A 16,633-nucleotide genomic window follows, 5' to 3' on the forward strand; every position below is an offset into this window, starting at 1 on the left:
TGTTATGAATATATTAGTAATAGGAAATGGATTTGATTTAGCACATGGATTACCAACAAAGTATTGGGAGTTTATGGAATTTGTATTAGTATTTAAGTATTTGAAAGAAAATACACGTGAAAAAGTAGAAAAGTATCCTGTTTTTTGTAAATTGAATGAAAATATTAAAGAATATTTATTAAGTGATGAAGTTTTTAATTTTTCAAATCACACAAATATTCTAAAAGAGTTTGATAATTTAGTTAGGAATAATATATTTATAGAATATTTTGAGGATAGATTTGATTTGCAAAATAAAGGGTGGATTGATTTTGAATTTGAAATATCAGAAATTATTAAAAGTTTAGATTATTTACTTAAATTAACTAGTGATAAACAGAGAACAGGTAAAGTTCAGATAGATAATGCATTAAGGTATAATATAGCAGATGAATTTCTTGATAAAATGAAAAATAAGAATATTAAGGATCATAATGACAAATTTCATGCAAGTGATTTTTATAGAGAAGATGCTAAGGTTATAATAGATGAACTCTATAATGAATTAAATAATCTTATTAGATGTTTAGAAATATATCTAGGAGAATTTGTAGGAAAAGTAAAGGTTGAAAAAAGGTTGAGTGATATTGAAATTATACCTAAAATAGATAAAGTGATTAGTTTTAATTATACTAATACTTATGAAAAAATATATGATAATAATAGAAATTGTGATTATGATTATGTTCATGGAAATATAGATATAAATAGGGATAAAATAGATAATAACATGGTATTAGGGATAGACGAATATTTAAAAGAAGATAGAGATACAAGAATAGAATTTATTAAATTTAAAAAATATTTTCAAAGAATATACAAAGAAACAAAATGTTTATATAGGATTTGGTTAGAAAAGGAAAGGGAATATTGTGTTGATAATAAAAATAATGAAATAATGGAATTGAATGGTGAAGGTGAATATAGATATTGTAATAACCTTTACATTTATGGTCATTCGTTAGATATTACTGATAAAGATATATTAAAGGAATTAATAGAGTTTCCGAGTACTAAGACAACTATTTTTTATTATGATAAAGATGATTATGCAGATAAAATAGCTAATATGGTTAGGATTGTAGGACAAGATGTATTGAATAGAAATTGTTATGGTGAATATCCTAAAATTATTTTTAAAGAGATACAAAAGTAGTAAAATGTTGAATAGAGAAGTTGATGTTTACGAGCATTAGCTTTTTTGTTTAAAACAAGCTAATTTTGTGAATAATAATTTAATATAGTGTATGGAGTAATTTAAGCTAAGAACCATGGAAATATAGTAATAATCAGTATTGTAGCTATTCAAAGATATATATTCCTGGTGTAAAAGGTATGGAATTTAAAAATGTATTTATAATAAATTGTGATGAAGAAACTATACCACATAAATCTTCAATGGATACTAATATAGAAGAAGAAAGAAGGTTATTTTATGTAGGGATGACAAGAGCGATTGAAAATCTGTATGTATTTACGCCAAAGAATATTAGAGGAAAATTTAGTGATGTGTCTAGATTTATTTTTGAAAGTAAACTAGAGGAGGAAAGTAATGTTACTAACTATGGAATTAAAAAAGGAGATTTTGTATATCATAGGCAATATGGTGATGCTAAAGTAAAAAATATTGAAGGTGATAGAATTACATTAGATTTTAAAAATGATATTCCTAGAAGTTTTTCATTAAGAATACTAATGGAAAATAATTTAATAATTATTATAAAATAAAGATATGGAGAGTTTGTTATGAATAGAAAAAACACTAATAAATTTATTTTAGTTATAATTTCATTAGTACTAACTTTAAATATATTTACAATTGGAGCTTATGCATCTCCAAAGGAGGCTGAAAAAATAAAAAATTTTATTGAAAAAAATGAAAGCCTTTTAACTAATGAAAATAAGAAGAACTTAGAAGGTATAATTGAAAAATTAGATAATTATGAAGTGATTTCTCAAGAAGAAAGAGAGTATATTAGAGAGTGTGAATTAAATGTAATAAGAGAAAAACTTGGTGATGCGCAATATGATGAATATATGAAGTTATTAGAGAAAAGAAGGTCTAGTGAAAATTTTGAACAAAGTGATAGGCTTAGACTTTATCAATTGGAAAAGTTACTAAAATAAGCAATTAATTGAAAAATAATATCTGATAATATATAATTTTAGTAGATTGTGTCAAATTTATCATAATATACAATTTTAAATATAAATAATATATATAATTTATAATTTGACACAATTTTATCTTATTTAAATTGGGGGATACAATATGAATTTTAAGAATGAAGCAATAAGCATGGAAAAAGAGTTAATAAGTATAAGGAGGTATTTACACCAACATCCAGAGTTAGGATTTGAAGAGGAAAACACTTCTAGATATATAAAAGAAATATTGACAAGAGAAGGAATAGAGTATAAAGAATTTGCTAAAACAGGAGTATGTGGAATAATAAGAGGTGAAAAGAAATTAGAGAATGAAAAGGTTGTTGCATTGAGAGCAGATATAGATGCCCTACCTATTGAAGATAAAAAGAGTTGTAAATATTCATCTAGGATAAGTGGAAAAATGCACGCATGTGGTCATGATGGACATACTGCTATATTATTAGGAGTTAGTATTTTGTTAAATAAGCATAAAGAACTTTTTGGTGGAACTGTTAAGTTAATTTTTGAACCAGCAGAAGAAACTACAGGTGGAGCCAAAAATATGATAGAAGAAGGTGTGTTAAAGAATCCAAATGTTGATGCTATTTGTGGTCTTCATGTAGATGAATGTTTTAATTCTGGAGAAATTAAAGTAAGACGAGGAACTGTTAATGCAGCATCCAATCCTTTTAGCATAAAAATTATAGGATCAGGTGGACATGGGGCATATCCAAAAGATACAGTAGATCCAATTGTAATAGCAGGGCATATAATAACTTCTCTTCAAGATATAGTAAGTAGGGAAATAAATCCTTTAAATCCAGCAGTAGTGACAATAGGAAGTATTCATGGGGGAACAGCTCCTAATATAATTCCAGGAGAAGTTACTTTAAGTGGAATTATAAGAACTATGAGTATGACTGATAGAGAGTTTGCAAAAAAAAGATTAAAGGAAATAGTTGATGGCATTTGTTTGACTTTTAGAGCTAAAGCTGAGATTGAAATAGAAGATTCTTATCCTTGCTTATATAATGATGATACTATGGTTTCTTTATTAGAAAGTTCAGCTAAGAAAGTATTAGGAGAAGAAGGAGTTAAGGTTCAAGAAAATCCTAAAATGGGAGTTGAAAGTTTTGCATATTTTGCAAATGAAGTTCCGGCTGTATTTTATTTCTTAGGATGTAGGAATGAAACTAAAGGAATAATTCATCCAGCACATAATAGTTTATTTGATATAGACGAAGAATGTTTATCTTTAGGGGTAGCTATACAATGTGAATTTGTTGTGGATTATTTGACAAGATGAGAAAATAATATTAATCTATTACAATGGGGAAAATATATACAAGTAGATAAGTTATAGGAGTTGATTTTTTGAAAATTGAAATAGGAACAAATGAAGCAGGTCAAAGACTTGATAAATTTTTAAGAAAGTATTTAAAGGATGTACCATTAAGTGCAATTTTTAAAGCTTTAAGAAAAGGTGATGTAAGAGTAAATGGGCTTAAAAAGAAAGAAAATTACTCTTTAGAATTAGGTGATGTTATCGAAATCAAATATCTTCAAAGTAAGCAAGAAAAGAAAGTAGATACATTTATAAAAGTTAATGCAAGTGGGCTAATGATTACCTATGAAGATGATAATATATTAATAGTTGAAAAATGGCCTGGAGTTTTAGTTCATCCAGATCAAAAGGGAGCAGAGCCTTCACTTACAGATTATGTATTATCTTACCTAAATAATAAAGGGGATTATATACCAGAAAGAGAAAAAACATTTACTCCAGCACCTTGTAATAGATTAGATAGAAATACATCAGGTGTTGTAATATTTGGTAAAAATTTCGAAGCATTAAGAACTATGAATGAAATGATAAGAGAAGGAAAAGTAAAGAAATATTATAATGCGTTAGTTAAAGGCAAAATTAAAGACGGATTATATAAAGGATATATTTCTAAGGATGAAAATGAAAATATATCTAAAGTTTATGATGAAAAGAAACCTAATACAAAAGAAATTGCTATGGAAGTTAAAACAGTACAAACTTGTGGAAGTTTTTCACTTTTAGAGATTGATTTAATAACTGGTAGAAGTCATCAAATAAGAGCTCATTTAGCTCATTTAGGAAATCCAATTATAGGTGATTTTAAATATGGTGATAAAAAACTTAATTCATTCTTTGATAATAAGTTTGGATTAAATTATCAATACCTTTATGCATATAAACTTATATTTAAAGGTGGAGAAGGAAAGCTTGAATATTTAAAGAATAAGACAATAGCAGAATCTCTACCTCCAATGTTTAAAAAGATTAGAAAGGATGTATTTAGGGTAACTATATAACATAAAAGGGGTAAGTTATGGAAGAGAAATCATTGGGTCGTAGTTTTCTTATATTATCTGTAGCGGGAATATTAGTTAAAATATTATCAGCTGCGTATGTTCCGGTACTAAAGGCAATTATTGGAGACGATGCAATAGGAATATATCAAGCAAGTTATACTTATTTTGTATTTATACTGGCGATAACAAGTCTTGGAGCACAACCAGCAGTTACTAAAGTTGTTTCTGAACTTAGAGCAATGGGACATCATAAAGATGCATTAAGAGCTATGAAAATTGCAAGAAAATATTTAATTATAATAGGTGGAGCCATAACAGTAATATTTATATTGATAGCAAAGCCTCTTGCAAAAGCAACTGATTGGGAAAGAGCATCGTTATCTCTTATATTTTTGGCACCTACTATACTGTTTAGCTGTATATTAGCAGCTTATAGAGGATACCTTCAAGGAATTGAAGATATGAAAAATTTAGCAGTATCTCAAGTTATAGAACAAATAGCAAATATAGTAATAAGTTTAGTTTTTGCATTTTTACTAATTAAGGTAAGTATTGAATGGGGAAGCGCAGGAGGAACTGTAGGAACTACTGTAGGGGCCATTATAGCTGTAGTATACATAATATATATATATAATAAATATGATTATGAAGATGAGGCTATAGAAAATGATAATAGTGATAAGCAATTAAGTGATAAAAAAATATTAAAAAAGCTTATCGCATATGGATTACCAATTATATTAGTGGCAGGTATGCAAAATGCAAGTTCATTAGTTGATGCTATAGTTGTAAAAGGGAAATTATTAGATTCAGGTTTTACGGAGAGTGAGGCTAGTATTAGATATGCAGTTTTAGTATTTTATAATACGTTATTATACGTTCCATTAGCCATAGTAACTGCATTAAGCTCTGCTGTATTCCCAAAAATAATTCAGGCATTTACAAGTAGGAATAGAAAAGAGTTAAAAGTACAAATTGCATATACTTATAAATTAACTTATTTAATAACAATTCCATCTGCATTTGGTCTTGCTATATTAAGTAAAGAAATATATATCATGATATTTGGATCTACAAATGGATATAATTTACTAATGTATGGGTCAGTAGTATTAATTTTAATGTCTATTACAACTATTCAAAATACAATATTACAGGGTATAAATAAGCTATATTTAGTATTAACAACAGCTTTTATAGGTGTTGTAATTAAATTAGTCATAGAATCTTTACTTGTTGGTATTAAGGAAATAAATATTTTAGGTGCTGTAATAGCAACTTTCTTTACATTTTTAATTCCAGCAATAATAAATCAAAATAGATTAAGAAGAATATTTAGAATTAAAATTCCTGTAATAAGACTTGCCATAATTCCTTTTATATCATCTTGTGTAATGGGGATAGTTATTTATAGTATAAGAATGCCACTTAATAGATTAATAAATATATTTGAAGGTGGAAGGCTTTCAATTACTTTTATGGTATTATTTTTAGTTGCTATAGGAGGAATTGTATATTTATTAATTTCTATTTTCTTAGGTGGAATAACTAAAAAGGACTTAGATGGGTTTTCACCTAAGCTATTTACATTATTACCAAGATTTTTACGTAAAAAAATGTAATATTTTAAATAATAAAAAGAGTTTGTAGAAATTAACTACAAACTCTTTTTTGTGAAATAAAATCTTATGATTAAAAGATTTCCTAGGAAATTTTTTAAAAATCTTCGTCTATACCAAATCTACTTAAATAAGCAAAAATTCCATAAGTTAAAACTAAAATTATTATGTTTTTAGTAATAAATAAATCGCCTAAGAGTCTGTTAGCAAATAATCTTATCATAAGAAATACTAAAACTCCTGTAAGAAAGAAGATAATAATGTTAGCCGTGCATATATTTAGATCGATATGCTTTTTTACTTCATGTAAATTTATTATTAAGCTAATGGATGAGGTAATACATATAGTTATTGCATAAGAAAAAATATTTATGCTAGGAATAGCAGTTAATGTATAAAGGCAAATAACTTCGACTACAGATACTATAATAGAATTTCTAAGGATTATACTTTGTCTATTTAGACCATTTAAAATACCAAACATTGTATTAGCGGTGAAAAAAATTGGTGCTGATAATGAAGAAAGTTTTATATAAAGTCCTAAGTCATCTCTTCCGAAAAACATCATACCTAAAGAATCAGGTATTACCAAGCAAATAATAGTAGTTGCCATTCCTAGTAAAAAGGCTATCTTTAAAACTGTTTTAATTCTTTGTGTAGCATTATAATAATCTCCTTCACTTATACTTTTAGATAAATCAGGAACTAAAAGTGAATTTATAGAATTAACAACTATTAGGGGAAAAGTAACTATAGTAAGAGCCATACCAGAAAATTTTCCTATTAAATTTAGAGCCGCGCTATAATCAATACCAGAAGCAACCAATTGACGTGGTACTATTAGTGTTGAAATAGTTGAAAAGCCATTAGATAAAAAACCATTTAAACAAAGTGGAAGTGAAATTACTAAAACATTAAAAAGTAATTGAGCTCTACTTTCTGTTTTTTCATAGCTTTTAGGAAGTTGTTTTGATATTTTTTTATAATAAGCATAAAGCAAAAGTAAACTTTGCAACTCACCAAGTGCTAGTGAAACGTACGCTAATGTAACTAAAGAAGAAAGTGTTTGTGCTTTAAATACATAAACTAATAAGCTTATAATAATTATTCTCATAGCTTTTTCAAAGATGTCAACAAAAGCAGGAACTACTATTTTTGATATACCATAAAAATATCCTTTTAATATGTTGGAAAGAGCTATAAATATCATTGCAGGACAAGTAACTCTAATAGCGTTTAATGTACGGGTATCTTGTATTCCGTATTTACTTATGTAAGGAGATAATATAAATACTAGAATACCTATTATAACTGCCCAGATTATATTAAAGGAAGCTACTGTACGTATTGTTTTAAATAAATTATTATATTCGCCTTTAGATGAATATATTGCAGAACGTTGAGAGATAGCAGCAATCACGCCAGCAGTCATAAGACATATAAAAAGGTTATATATAGGCATTACTAAACCGTAAAGTGCCACACCTTCAGGTCCACTAATCTTTGATAAATAAATAGAAAAAATAAAGCCTAAAATACCAGTGGTAATATTTGATGCGGTTAAAAAAAATGAGTTTTTAAAGAAATTATCCTTTTCCAAATAGATTCCCCCCTAAGTAAGATTTTAAATTATAGCCTTGTTAATGAAACTTAAGTTTTAAAAAGATAATTCTTAAGTGAGTATACAAGCTTAATTAACTATATTTAATAAGTAATATACATATAAATGATATTTATGTTAAATTACATTAATACTTATTCAGTAAAATAAAGGAATATGATTAATATAAATTTTTGTATTAAGTAATAATTCATATGTTAAAAATATAAATTATTAATAAAGAGGGGGAGTTGAGATGAAAAGATTTTTGAAATTTTTATGTTTAGCTACAGTAGTTATAACTTTAGCTTTTGGTATATATGAATTCAGTAATAAATATAATTTAAATTTAATTTATTCAAATATAGAATGGTCAATAAATATAAAAGATTGCATAGATGCTGTCTCTTTTGATTTTGATAATGAAGGTAATATATATATAGCTTATAAAGATTATATAAAGGTAATTAAAGATAACAAGGAAGAAGTTTTATTAAAGCAAGATAGCTTTAATATTTATGATATTGCCTGCTATAAAGGAGATATTATAATAGCAACAGGAAATGATATTTTAAGGTATTATAAAGATGATAAAAAGTTAATTCAGTTAGTGGAAAATATGCCGAATAAAGGATTGAATAAAGAAACTAAAATAATAATAAATAATGATGATTTGTACATTACAATTGGATCTAATACTAACTCAGGAGTAGTAGAACAAAAAGGTGGAGAGGTTGATAAAGCTTCTTTTGAATGGATATCAACTGGTGTTAGTTATGGTAATACTAAAACGAGTGCATTTAGTGAGTTTGGTAAAATTATAAATGAAGGAGAAAAAATTAAAGAAGAAGCTTTAAGTAATGCATCGATTTTAAAATATAACTTGATATCAAATGAAATAATTACTTACTCAACAGGACTTAGAAATATAGAAGGATTAGACTTTGATAGTTCGGGAAAGATGATAGCAATAGTTGGTGGAATGGAGGATAGTGGTGTTAGACCAGTAAAGGATGACTTTGATTATATTTATGAAATAAAAGAGAAGGCATGGTATGGATGGCCAGATTTTAGTGGTGGAGATCCAATTATTTCACCTAGATTTGCAGATGAAGATAGTAAACTTTCCTTTGTTATAGCAAATCATCCTACTGAAGTTACATTAGGACCTATGTATCAGCATACTTCAGTTTCATCTCTAAGAGGATTAGCTATAGATGATGATGGTAACTTTTTAGTTAAAGACACAGTTATTTTTGCAGATAGTAAGAAAAATATTGTTTATGCAAAAGATAAAGATGGATATGTTAGGGAAATAATAGCATTAAATGATAATTGTAATATAAAAAAGATAAAATATTATAAATCTAGTATTTATATATTAGATAATAACATAGGGTGTGTATATAAAGTAGAAGTTGCAAATAATAATACTGGATTTAATATACCTAAATTTATGCTAATATTTTTAATTAATTTTCTTATAATAATTTTGATATGTTTATTGTATAAATACAAAAGAAGTAAGAAATAAGAAAAATATATAATAGAGATTTAGTAAGGATTTTACAGCTGTGTAAATAGTGTTAAAACATAGCTGTAAAATTTTTATATAAAAATTAAAAAATTTTGCATTATATTGGAGAAGTATTGTAATATGTGAATATGAGAAATTTAAGAGGAGTTAAATAAAAATAACATAATTTTACTCATTACATAATAAATTTATAGTAGTTCTATATTGAACAATAAAGAATGAAAAATTTATATTATGTAAAGGAGAATCTTATGGGAAAAACAATAATATTAAATCTTACAGATGTTAGAGTAAAAGGTGATATTTTAGATGTTGGGGAAAGCTATGGAGTTATATATAACATTTCTGAAGATGTAATAGAAGAGGTTTGTGTAGATTATGTGGAATGTGAAATTAAAGAAAGTAAAATGGTAGAACAATATGACACCTGTACTATGTTTTTTTCTTTAAGTAGCATATGGAGAGAAGGAGAAAGAGCGAACCTAGTTAAAGAAGTTAGTAAATATGTTAAGAAAGGTGGAGAAATTTTAATTTGGGATATCAATAAAGAAATGGGGGAAGTTTTTAGTAGTAATGTAATGGCAGTATTGCCTAGAGGCAAGATAAAAGAATTTGAGTTTAAAAATTTAAATCCTATAGTCAAGTCGAATATAGAGGATACAAAGAAAATAATAAGTCCAATATATGAGATAAAAGAGGAAAAAGTATGGGAGGATATATTTTTTATAAAAGCAGAAAAAATTATTTAACAAGGGGAAGAAAAATGAAAGTTTTATTAACAGCAATAAATTCTAAATTTATTCATAGCAATTTAGCTATAAGATATTTAAAAGCATTTACAGAAGATCTTAATTATGACTGTACTTTAAGAGAGTTTTCTATAAATGATAGAGATGAAAAAGTTTTAGAAGAGATAATTAAAGAAAAACCTGATGTAGTAGCCTTTTCAACTTATATTTGGAATATAGAAATGGTAAAAAGATTATCTTCACTTATTAAAATAGTTAATAAGAATATAGAAATACTTTATGGTGGGCCTGAAGTATCATATGATAGTTTAAATATATTAAAAGAACTTGAAGGTGATTATATTATTTGTGGAGAAGGTGAAAAAACTTATAGGGAATTTATTGAATATAAATTAGGTAAAGGAAATATTCAAGATATTAGAGGTCTATACTTTAAAGAAAATGACGAAGTTATAGCTAATGGTAATAGACCTCTTATGAATATGAATGAAATAGTATTTCCTTACAAGGAAGATGAAAATTTAGATAATAAAATAGTTTATTATGAAGGGTCTAGGGGATGTCCATTTAATTGTAAATATTGTTTATCTTCAACTACTCATGGTGTAAGGTTCTTAGATATTGATAGAGTTAAGAAAGAGCTACAGTTCTTTATTGATAAAAAAGTTAAGTTAGTTAAATTTGTTGACAGAACTTTTAATTGTAATTTTAAATTCTCTATGGCAATATGGGAGTTTTTAATAAATGCAGATACTAAAACTCAATTTCATTTTGAAATATCAGCAGATATACTAAAGCCGCAAGAATTAGAGCTTTTAAGAAAAGCGCCAAAGGATAGATTTCAGTTTGAAGTTGGAGTTCAAACAACTAATGATGATGTACTTAGTAGGATTAATAGATTTGTTAACTTTAGCGATATAAAGGAAAAAGTTGTTGAGTTACTTGAAATAAGAAATATTAAACAACACTTAGATTTAATTGCAGGACTTCCAGGTGAGGATATAGTATCTTTTAAAAAATCTTTTAATGATGTTTACAGTATTGAACCAGAAGAAATTCAATTAGGATTTTTAAAATTACTTAGAGGATCTTCTATGAGAGAAGAGGCTGAGGAATATGGAATGAAATACTCACCATTTCCACCATATGAAATTTTAGAAACAAAAGATGTATCTTATGATGAATTGTTAGTATTAAAAAAAGTAGAACATATGGTAGATAAGTATTATAATTCTCAAAAGTTTAATAATATAATTAAATACTTAATTAAATCCTTTGACACTCCGTATGATTTTTATTTAGCGCTAGGAAACTACTTTGATTTAAAGGGGTATTTTGATAGAAACATAGGAAATAGTGAATATTACAAGGTATTTTTAGATTTTAATAGTGAAATAACAAAGTTAGATAGTAATATTTTACGTGACATAATAAAATATGACTACTTAAAATTTAATAAGAGAAGAGGGATGCCAGATTTCTTAAAAAGCGATATTGAAAAAGAAAAGGAACATAAAATTAAAGAAATATTTAGAGAGGAGTATTCTTTTAAGGATTATTACATAGAAAGTTTTTGTGTAGATATCAATAAGTTTATTGATGAAGAGGTTATTAATAAAAATAGAAGTTATTTCTTAATAGGATATGAGGGCGATATCATAGATATAACAAATAAAGTAAGTAAAATCCAATGGGAATAACAGCAAAAAAATATAAGAGAAAAATATTCACAAAATAGTAATATTTATAAAAATAAAATATTGTTTAGGAAATGTTAACAAAAAAAAGTTGAAAAATTGTTAAAACCGTGTATAATAAAAAGAGATAAAAAGTAATTAATACTATATAAAGTATTAATATTTATATTATCCAAGTTGTTACAGTAAAGGTGGTGAGACTTTGGCATTAGAAGCAATTAATGAGATAAAAGAGGCTGAAAAGAAAGCAGAAGAAATGATCTCTGAAGCAAATCAAAAAGCTAAAGAAGTTGTAAATGAAGCTACTAAAGAAGCAAACATTAAATATGATGAAATAATAAGCGTTGCAAAAACAAAAGCAAATGATTTATTAAATGCTGCTTTAGAAGAAGGAAACAACAAAGCTAAACCTATCTTAGAGATGGGTGAAAAAGAAATTGAGGCTATAAAAAATATGTCTCAAGAAATAAAAGATAATGCTATTAATATAGTTGTTGAGAGGATAGTGAAGATTCATGGCAATAGTTAAGATGAACAAATTCACTTTGCTAACCTTTGAATCAAAGAAAGAAGAGTTACTTCAAAGATTACAAGGATTTTCAAATGTAGAATTTATAAATCTACAAGATGAGAATTTACTAGAAGCTAACGAATATTTAAAATCACTTTCAAAAGATGAAGTAGATTCAAACATAGCAAAGTATGAAGAAGATTTATCAAAGGCTAAAATGACTCTAGACTTTTTAAATAGCTATATGCCTAAAAAGTCAGGTTTAAAAGCATTAGAGGATGACAAGGAAGACTTAACTATTGAGGAATTAGAAAATGCAGTTAATAAAATTAACTGGCTTGAAATTTACAACAAGGTTAAGGAAAAGGAAGATGAGCTTCACGCTATAGAAGGCCAAATTACTAAGCTAGAAGGCGAAATTGAAGTTTTAACTCCATGGCAAGCCTTAGATATTTCTTTTGAAGCTCTAAATGAGTTGAAAATGGTAAGTAGCTTTGTGGGAAGTATTTCCAAGCAATGTGAAGAAGAACTTACAAAAGCTTTAGATGCAGGATATGTTGAAATTATCTCAAGAGGCAATAGTGATACTAATGTTTTAGTTATAGTGGAAAAAGAAAAATATGATGAAACATTATCACTTTTAAGAGGATTTGGATTTAGCTCATTTAAATCTGAATTTGATAAAGTGCCGCAAGTGGTAATTACTAACAATGCTCATCAAATAGAAGAGTTAAAATCAAAAATATTCTTTATTAAAGAAGAAATAGCTTCTTTTGAAGAAGATTTTAAGAAAATGAAGTTAGTTTATGACTATCTTTCAAATCAAGTTTTAAGATATAAAGCTTCAAATAATTTTTTAAGAACTACTAATACTGTTACTATTCAAGGATGGTGTGAAGTAGAGAAAAATGAAGAACTTCAAAATATATGTAACGAAGTCTTAAAAGATGAATATTACATTGCATTTGAAGAGGTTAAGGAAGATGAGGTTGAAGAAGTTCCTGTAAAACTTAAAAATGGATTACTGAATAAGACCTTTGAATCTGTTACAGAAATGTACAGCCTGCCTAAATATAATGAAGTAGATCCTACACCATTATTAGTACCATTCTACTTAATATTCTTTGGTATGATGGTTGCTGATGTTGGATATGGATTAGTAATGTTAATAGCTGCATTTTGTGCAATGAAATTCTTAAAGCTAAATAAGAAAAATGAAGATTTCGCAAGATTCTTCTTATTCTTAAGTATACCAACTATAGTTATAGGGTTAATTTATGGATCATTCTTTGGTGATGCTGTGAAAATACCAGGACTTATAAATCCAACTGAAGATGTTAATACTCTTTTAGTTGCTTCAATAGTATTTGGTGTTATTCAAATATTCTTTGGTTTATGTATAAAAGCATATACACTTATTAAATCAGGAAAGCCTAAAGATGCATTTTATGATGTTGGTTCATGGCTTATAACTTTAATATCAATTGGTGTATTAGCTGGTTGTATAATGTTAGGTTGGCCATCAGTAGTTAAATATATTGCAATAGCTGCTATGATATTTGGTATGCTTGTTATAGTATTAACTGGTGGTAGAGCAGAAAAAACAAAAGGAGCTCAAATTGGGCAAGGGCTATATGCTTTATATGGAATAACAAGTTATATAGGTGACTTAGTATCATATACAAGACTTATGGCACTTGGATTATCAGGTGGATGTATTGCAGGAGCATTAAACTTATTAATGAAATCATTAACTGGTCCAGCAATTATATTATTACCTTTCGTGTTCGTAGCAGCTCACGTATTTAATCTATTACTTGGATTACTTGGAGCATATGTTCACACAGCAAGATTACAATACGTAGAATATTTCTCAAAATTCTATGAAGGTGGAGGAAAAGCATTTACTCCATTTAAAGCATCAGAAAAATATATGAATTTAAAAGAAAACTAGGAGGATTTTAAAATGAATATGACATGGATACAATTTTTTATGGAAAATAACGGTGGGTTAATATTTGCAGCTATAGGTGTTGCATTAGCAGTTGGATTATCAGGTATAGGTTCAGCTAAAGGTGTTGGACTAGTTGGGGAAGCAGCTTCAGGATTAGTTACAGAAGAACCAGAAAAGTTCGGTAAAGCATTAGTTCTTGAATTATTACCAGGTACTCAAGGTTTATACGGTTTCGTTGTTGGTTTCGTTGCTTACACTAAGATGTCTTCAGGAATGTCTTTAGAACAAGGTTTATACTTAATTGGTGCTTGTTTACCAATAGCTTTAGCAGGTTTATTCTCAGGTATAGCTCAAGGTAGAGTTGCTGCTTCAGGTATTCAAATATTAGCTAAGAGACCAGAACACAATACAAAAGGAATCATCTTATCAGCAATGGTTGAAACTTATGCATTATTAGGATTCGTTATATCATTCATGCTAGTAAGTATGGCAATGTAATAAGTCTGACAATATAAGATTGGAGATATAAATATGTCAAATGTAAAGAATATGACTTCTAAGATCCTTAAGGATGCAGAAGCTAGAAAGGAAAATATCTTAGCTACAGCACAAGAAGAAAGAAACAAAATTGTTTCTAAAAAAGAAAGTAGTGCAAATGAAATTGCAAAAGAAATTTTAGAAAAAGCTGAAATAGAAGCTAAATCTAAAAAGGAAAGAGTAATTTCAGGAGCTAAATTAAAGGTTAGAAATAATAAATTAGCTGTTAAGCAAGAAATTATAGATGAAGTATTTGAAAAAAGCATAGATAAATTAACTAAGCTTTCTAAAGAAGAATTCTTAAATTTTGTAAGAAATACAATTTCTTCAATGAATTTAAGTGGTAAACAAAACTTAATCCTAAATAAGCAAGGATTAGAATTTGTAAATGCATCATTTATAGAAGAATTAAATTCAAAAGTAAATGCAGAGATTACTTTAAGTGAAACAGTTGGAAACTTTAAAGGTGGTTTCATTTTAGAAAATAACGGCATAGAAATAAATAGCACTTATGAAGCTTTAGTAAGCTCATTAAGAGATGAGTTAGAGTTTGAAGTAGCAAAGGTGTTATTTAATTAAGGAGGGGTAGTATGGATGTAATGCAATTTACTCAAGCTCTTTCAAGAATTTGGGTATTGGAAACAAGACTCCTTGATAAAGCCAAAGTAGAAAGAATGCTAGAAGCAAATTCTGCTGATGAGGTTTTAAAAATACTTGGGGAAACTGAGTATGCAAATTTAATGGGCAATGTTAAAAGAGCTAGTGATTATGAAGAAATTTTAAGTAATGAACTTAAAAGAGTATATAAATTAGTTTATGAACTTTGTCCAGTAAAAGAAATCGTAGATCTTATGAGTACTAAGTATAAGTACCACAATATAAAGGTATTATTAAAAGGAAAATTCTTAAATAAAGACTTTTCTAATATGTTAATAGACTTAGGAAGAGAAGATTTAAATGAGCTAAAGAGAAAAATTGATACAGATAACTTTAGAGAATTAAAGGGAAATGTAGAAAAAGCAGTTTTAGAAGTAATAGCTGATTTTGAAACAAACAAAGATCCTCAAAATATTGATATTATAGTAGATAAATATATGTTTGACGAGTTGGTTCAAATTAAAAAATCTTTAAACTATAAGTTTACAGATAAGCTTGTAAATGCAATTATTGATTCTACAAATATTAAGACTTTACTAAGAATTAAAAAGCAAGGTAAGGGAAGAGAATTTGCAAATGAAGTGCTAGTAAAGGGTGGATCAATAAGTAAGGATACTTTAGTATCTATAATAAATGAGACACCTGAAAATATTATTTCTAAATTAAGCTCTAGCATATATTCAGATTTAATAAAAGAAGGTGTTGAAGGTTACATAGCTAGCAATTCAGCAAATCTTTTAGAAAAATTAAGTGATAACTATATAATGGATATAATGAAGAGTGGTAAGCTTGTATCATTTGGACCAGAAAGAATATTATCATACATTTATGCTAAAGAAACAGAAATTAAAATAATAAGAATTATTATGGTAGGAAAGCTTAATAATATTGCTGAAGGAGTAATAAGAGAAAGGCTGCGTGATATATATGTATAAGAAAATCGGAGTAGTTGGCGATAAAGACTCAGTTTTAGCTTTTAAAGCTCTAGGAATTGATGTATTTCCAGTAGTAGAAGCTGATGAAGCAAGAATTGCAGTCGATAGAATGGCTATGAATGGATATGCAGTTATCTTTGTAACAGAACAAGTTGCAGTTACAATTGAAGAAACAATTGAACGTTACAATAAGCAAATACTTCCTGCTGTAATATTAATTCCAAGCAATCAAGGAACTTTAAATATAGGTTCAAAGAGAATTAGTGATAGTGTGGAAAAAGCTGTTGGTGTAAATATTTTATAGGAA

Annotated in this window: 16 protein-coding genes; 15 read left to right on the forward strand and 1 reads right to left on the reverse strand. The window is 27.2% G+C overall.

The genetic code is table 11. From position 1 onward, the window contains the following. Positions 1 to 4 precede the first annotated feature (4 nt). The 6 genes from LPC13_RS02930 to LPC13_RS02955 all read left to right on the forward strand — a co-directional run bounded on the left by LPC13_RS02930 (position 5) and on the right by LPC13_RS02955 (position 6,152). Positions 5 to 1,195, forward strand: a complete 1,191-nt coding sequence (locus LPC13_RS02930; protein WP_234088581.1) for an AbiH family protein — start codon at positions 5 to 7, stop codon at positions 1,193 to 1,195. Between the two features lie 179 nt (positions 1,196 to 1,374). Then, complete coding sequence (locus LPC13_RS02935) at positions 1,375 to 1,767, forward strand: 3'-5' exonuclease (RefSeq protein ID WP_234088582.1); 393 nt, start codon at positions 1,375 to 1,377, stop codon at positions 1,765 to 1,767. Positions 1,768 to 1,785: 18 nt separating this feature from the next. Next, positions 1,786 to 2,166 carry a hypothetical protein gene (locus LPC13_RS02940; protein WP_005213882.1) on the forward strand — a complete coding sequence of 127 codons (381 nt, stop codon included), beginning with the start codon at positions 1,786 to 1,788 and terminating at the stop codon, positions 2,164 to 2,166. A gap of 145 nt (positions 2,167 to 2,311) precedes the next feature. Continuing rightward, positions 2,312 to 3,493 carry a M20 metallopeptidase family protein gene (locus LPC13_RS02945; RefSeq protein WP_005213883.1) on the forward strand — a complete coding sequence of 394 codons (1,182 nt, stop codon included), beginning with the start codon at positions 2,312 to 2,314 and terminating at the stop codon, positions 3,491 to 3,493. A 68-nt stretch (positions 3,494 to 3,561) separates the two neighbouring features. Next, positions 3,562 to 4,530: an RluA family pseudouridine synthase gene (locus tag LPC13_RS02950; protein ID WP_005213884.1), complete on the forward strand. Its 969-nt coding sequence runs from the start codon at positions 3,562 to 3,564 to the stop codon at positions 4,528 to 4,530. 17 nt (positions 4,531 to 4,547) lie between these two features. After that, positions 4,548 to 6,152: a putative polysaccharide biosynthesis protein gene (locus tag LPC13_RS02955; protein WP_005213885.1), complete on the forward strand. Its 1,605-nt coding sequence runs from the start codon at positions 4,548 to 4,550 to the stop codon at positions 6,150 to 6,152. 94 nt (positions 6,153 to 6,246) lie between these two features. Here the strand turns inward: LPC13_RS02955 and spoVB are convergent, their stop codons facing one another. Next, complete coding sequence (gene spoVB, locus LPC13_RS02960) at positions 6,247 to 7,749, reverse strand: stage V sporulation protein B (RefSeq protein WP_234088583.1); 1,503 nt, start codon at positions 7,747 to 7,749, stop codon at positions 6,247 to 6,249. Between the two features lie 256 nt (positions 7,750 to 8,005). On the opposite strand from spoVB, the gene LPC13_RS02965 reads away from it, so the two are divergent. From LPC13_RS02965 to LPC13_RS03005, 9 genes are all read left to right on the forward strand, one after another. After that, the gene (locus LPC13_RS02965) at positions 8,006 to 9,283 is read left to right on the forward strand and encodes a hypothetical protein (protein WP_234088584.1); all 1,278 of its coding nucleotides are present in this window, start codon (positions 8,006 to 8,008) and stop codon (positions 9,281 to 9,283) included. A gap of 254 nt (positions 9,284 to 9,537) precedes the next feature. Continuing rightward, positions 9,538 to 10,035 carry a hypothetical protein gene (locus LPC13_RS02970; RefSeq protein ID WP_040419620.1) on the forward strand — a complete coding sequence of 166 codons (498 nt, stop codon included), beginning with the start codon at positions 9,538 to 9,540 and terminating at the stop codon, positions 10,033 to 10,035. Positions 10,036 to 10,049: 14 nt separating this feature from the next. Continuing rightward, positions 10,050 to 11,735 (forward strand): B12-binding domain-containing radical SAM protein, encoded by a 1,686-nt coding sequence (locus LPC13_RS02975; RefSeq protein WP_040419654.1) that lies wholly within the window; start codon positions 10,050 to 10,052, stop codon positions 11,733 to 11,735. Positions 11,736 to 11,934: 199 nt separating this feature from the next. Continuing rightward, positions 11,935 to 12,261 carry a hypothetical protein gene (locus LPC13_RS02980; RefSeq protein ID WP_005213890.1) on the forward strand — a complete coding sequence of 109 codons (327 nt, stop codon included), beginning with the start codon at positions 11,935 to 11,937 and terminating at the stop codon, positions 12,259 to 12,261. Then, positions 12,248 to 14,197, forward strand: coding sequence for a V-type ATP synthase subunit I (locus LPC13_RS02985; RefSeq protein WP_005213891.1), 1,950 nt, complete (start codon positions 12,248 to 12,250; stop codon positions 14,195 to 14,197). Before LPC13_RS02980 ends, LPC13_RS02985 begins: the two co-directional genes overlap by 14 nt. A gap of 12 nt (positions 14,198 to 14,209) precedes the next feature. Further along, the gene (locus LPC13_RS02990) at positions 14,210 to 14,695 is read left to right on the forward strand and encodes a V-type ATP synthase subunit K (RefSeq protein ID WP_005213892.1); all 486 of its coding nucleotides are present in this window, start codon (positions 14,210 to 14,212) and stop codon (positions 14,693 to 14,695) included. Positions 14,696 to 14,728: 33 nt separating this feature from the next. Continuing rightward, entirely contained in the window at positions 14,729 to 15,313 is a 585-nt protein-coding gene (locus LPC13_RS02995) for a V-type ATP synthase subunit E (protein ID WP_005213893.1), read from the forward strand. A gap of 11 nt (positions 15,314 to 15,324) precedes the next feature. Beyond that, positions 15,325 to 16,326 carry a V-type ATP synthase subunit C gene (locus LPC13_RS03000; RefSeq protein WP_005213894.1) on the forward strand — a complete coding sequence of 334 codons (1,002 nt, stop codon included), beginning with the start codon at positions 15,325 to 15,327 and terminating at the stop codon, positions 16,324 to 16,326. Further along, on the forward strand, positions 16,319 to 16,630 hold the full coding sequence (locus LPC13_RS03005) for a V-type ATP synthase subunit F (protein WP_005213895.1): 312 nt from the start codon (positions 16,319 to 16,321) through the stop codon (positions 16,628 to 16,630). Before LPC13_RS03000 ends, LPC13_RS03005 begins: the two co-directional genes overlap by 8 nt. Positions 16,631 to 16,633: the final 3 nt, after the last annotated feature.

The sequence above is a fragment of the Clostridium celatum genome (genome assembly GCF_021412605.1).
GTDB classification, from domain to species: Bacteria; Bacillota; Clostridia; order Clostridiales; family Clostridiaceae; genus Clostridium; species Clostridium celatum.

Coding starts and splice junctions, on each gene's coding strand:
- LPC13_RS03000 (WP_005213894.1), top strand. CDS start 15,325: ATGGATGTAATGCAATTTACTCAAGCTCTTTCAAGAATTTGGGTATTG.
- LPC13_RS02955 (WP_005213885.1), top strand. CDS start 4,548: ATGGAAGAGAAATCATTGGGTCGTAGTTTTCTTATATTATCTGTAGCG.
- LPC13_RS02970 (WP_040419620.1), top strand. CDS start 9,538: ATGGGAAAAACAATAATATTAAATCTTACAGATGTTAGAGTAAAAGGT.
- LPC13_RS02930 (WP_234088581.1), top strand. CDS start 5: ATGAATATATTAGTAATAGGAAATGGATTTGATTTAGCACATGGATTA.
- LPC13_RS02935 (WP_234088582.1), top strand. CDS start 1,375: ATGGAATTTAAAAATGTATTTATAATAAATTGTGATGAAGAAACTATA.
- LPC13_RS02975 (WP_040419654.1), top strand. CDS start 10,050: ATGAAAGTTTTATTAACAGCAATAAATTCTAAATTTATTCATAGCAAT.
- LPC13_RS02995 (WP_005213893.1), top strand. CDS start 14,729: ATGTCAAATGTAAAGAATATGACTTCTAAGATCCTTAAGGATGCAGAA.
- LPC13_RS02985 (WP_005213891.1), top strand. CDS start 12,248: ATGGCAATAGTTAAGATGAACAAATTCACTTTGCTAACCTTTGAATCA.
- LPC13_RS02965 (WP_234088584.1), top strand. CDS start 8,006: ATGAAAAGATTTTTGAAATTTTTATGTTTAGCTACAGTAGTTATAACT.
- LPC13_RS02990 (WP_005213892.1), top strand. CDS start 14,210: ATGAATATGACATGGATACAATTTTTTATGGAAAATAACGGTGGGTTA.
- LPC13_RS02940 (WP_005213882.1), top strand. CDS start 1,786: ATGAATAGAAAAAACACTAATAAATTTATTTTAGTTATAATTTCATTA.
- LPC13_RS03005 (WP_005213895.1), top strand. CDS start 16,319: ATGTATAAGAAAATCGGAGTAGTTGGCGATAAAGACTCAGTTTTAGCT.
- LPC13_RS02945 (WP_005213883.1), top strand. CDS start 2,312: ATGAATTTTAAGAATGAAGCAATAAGCATGGAAAAAGAGTTAATAAGT.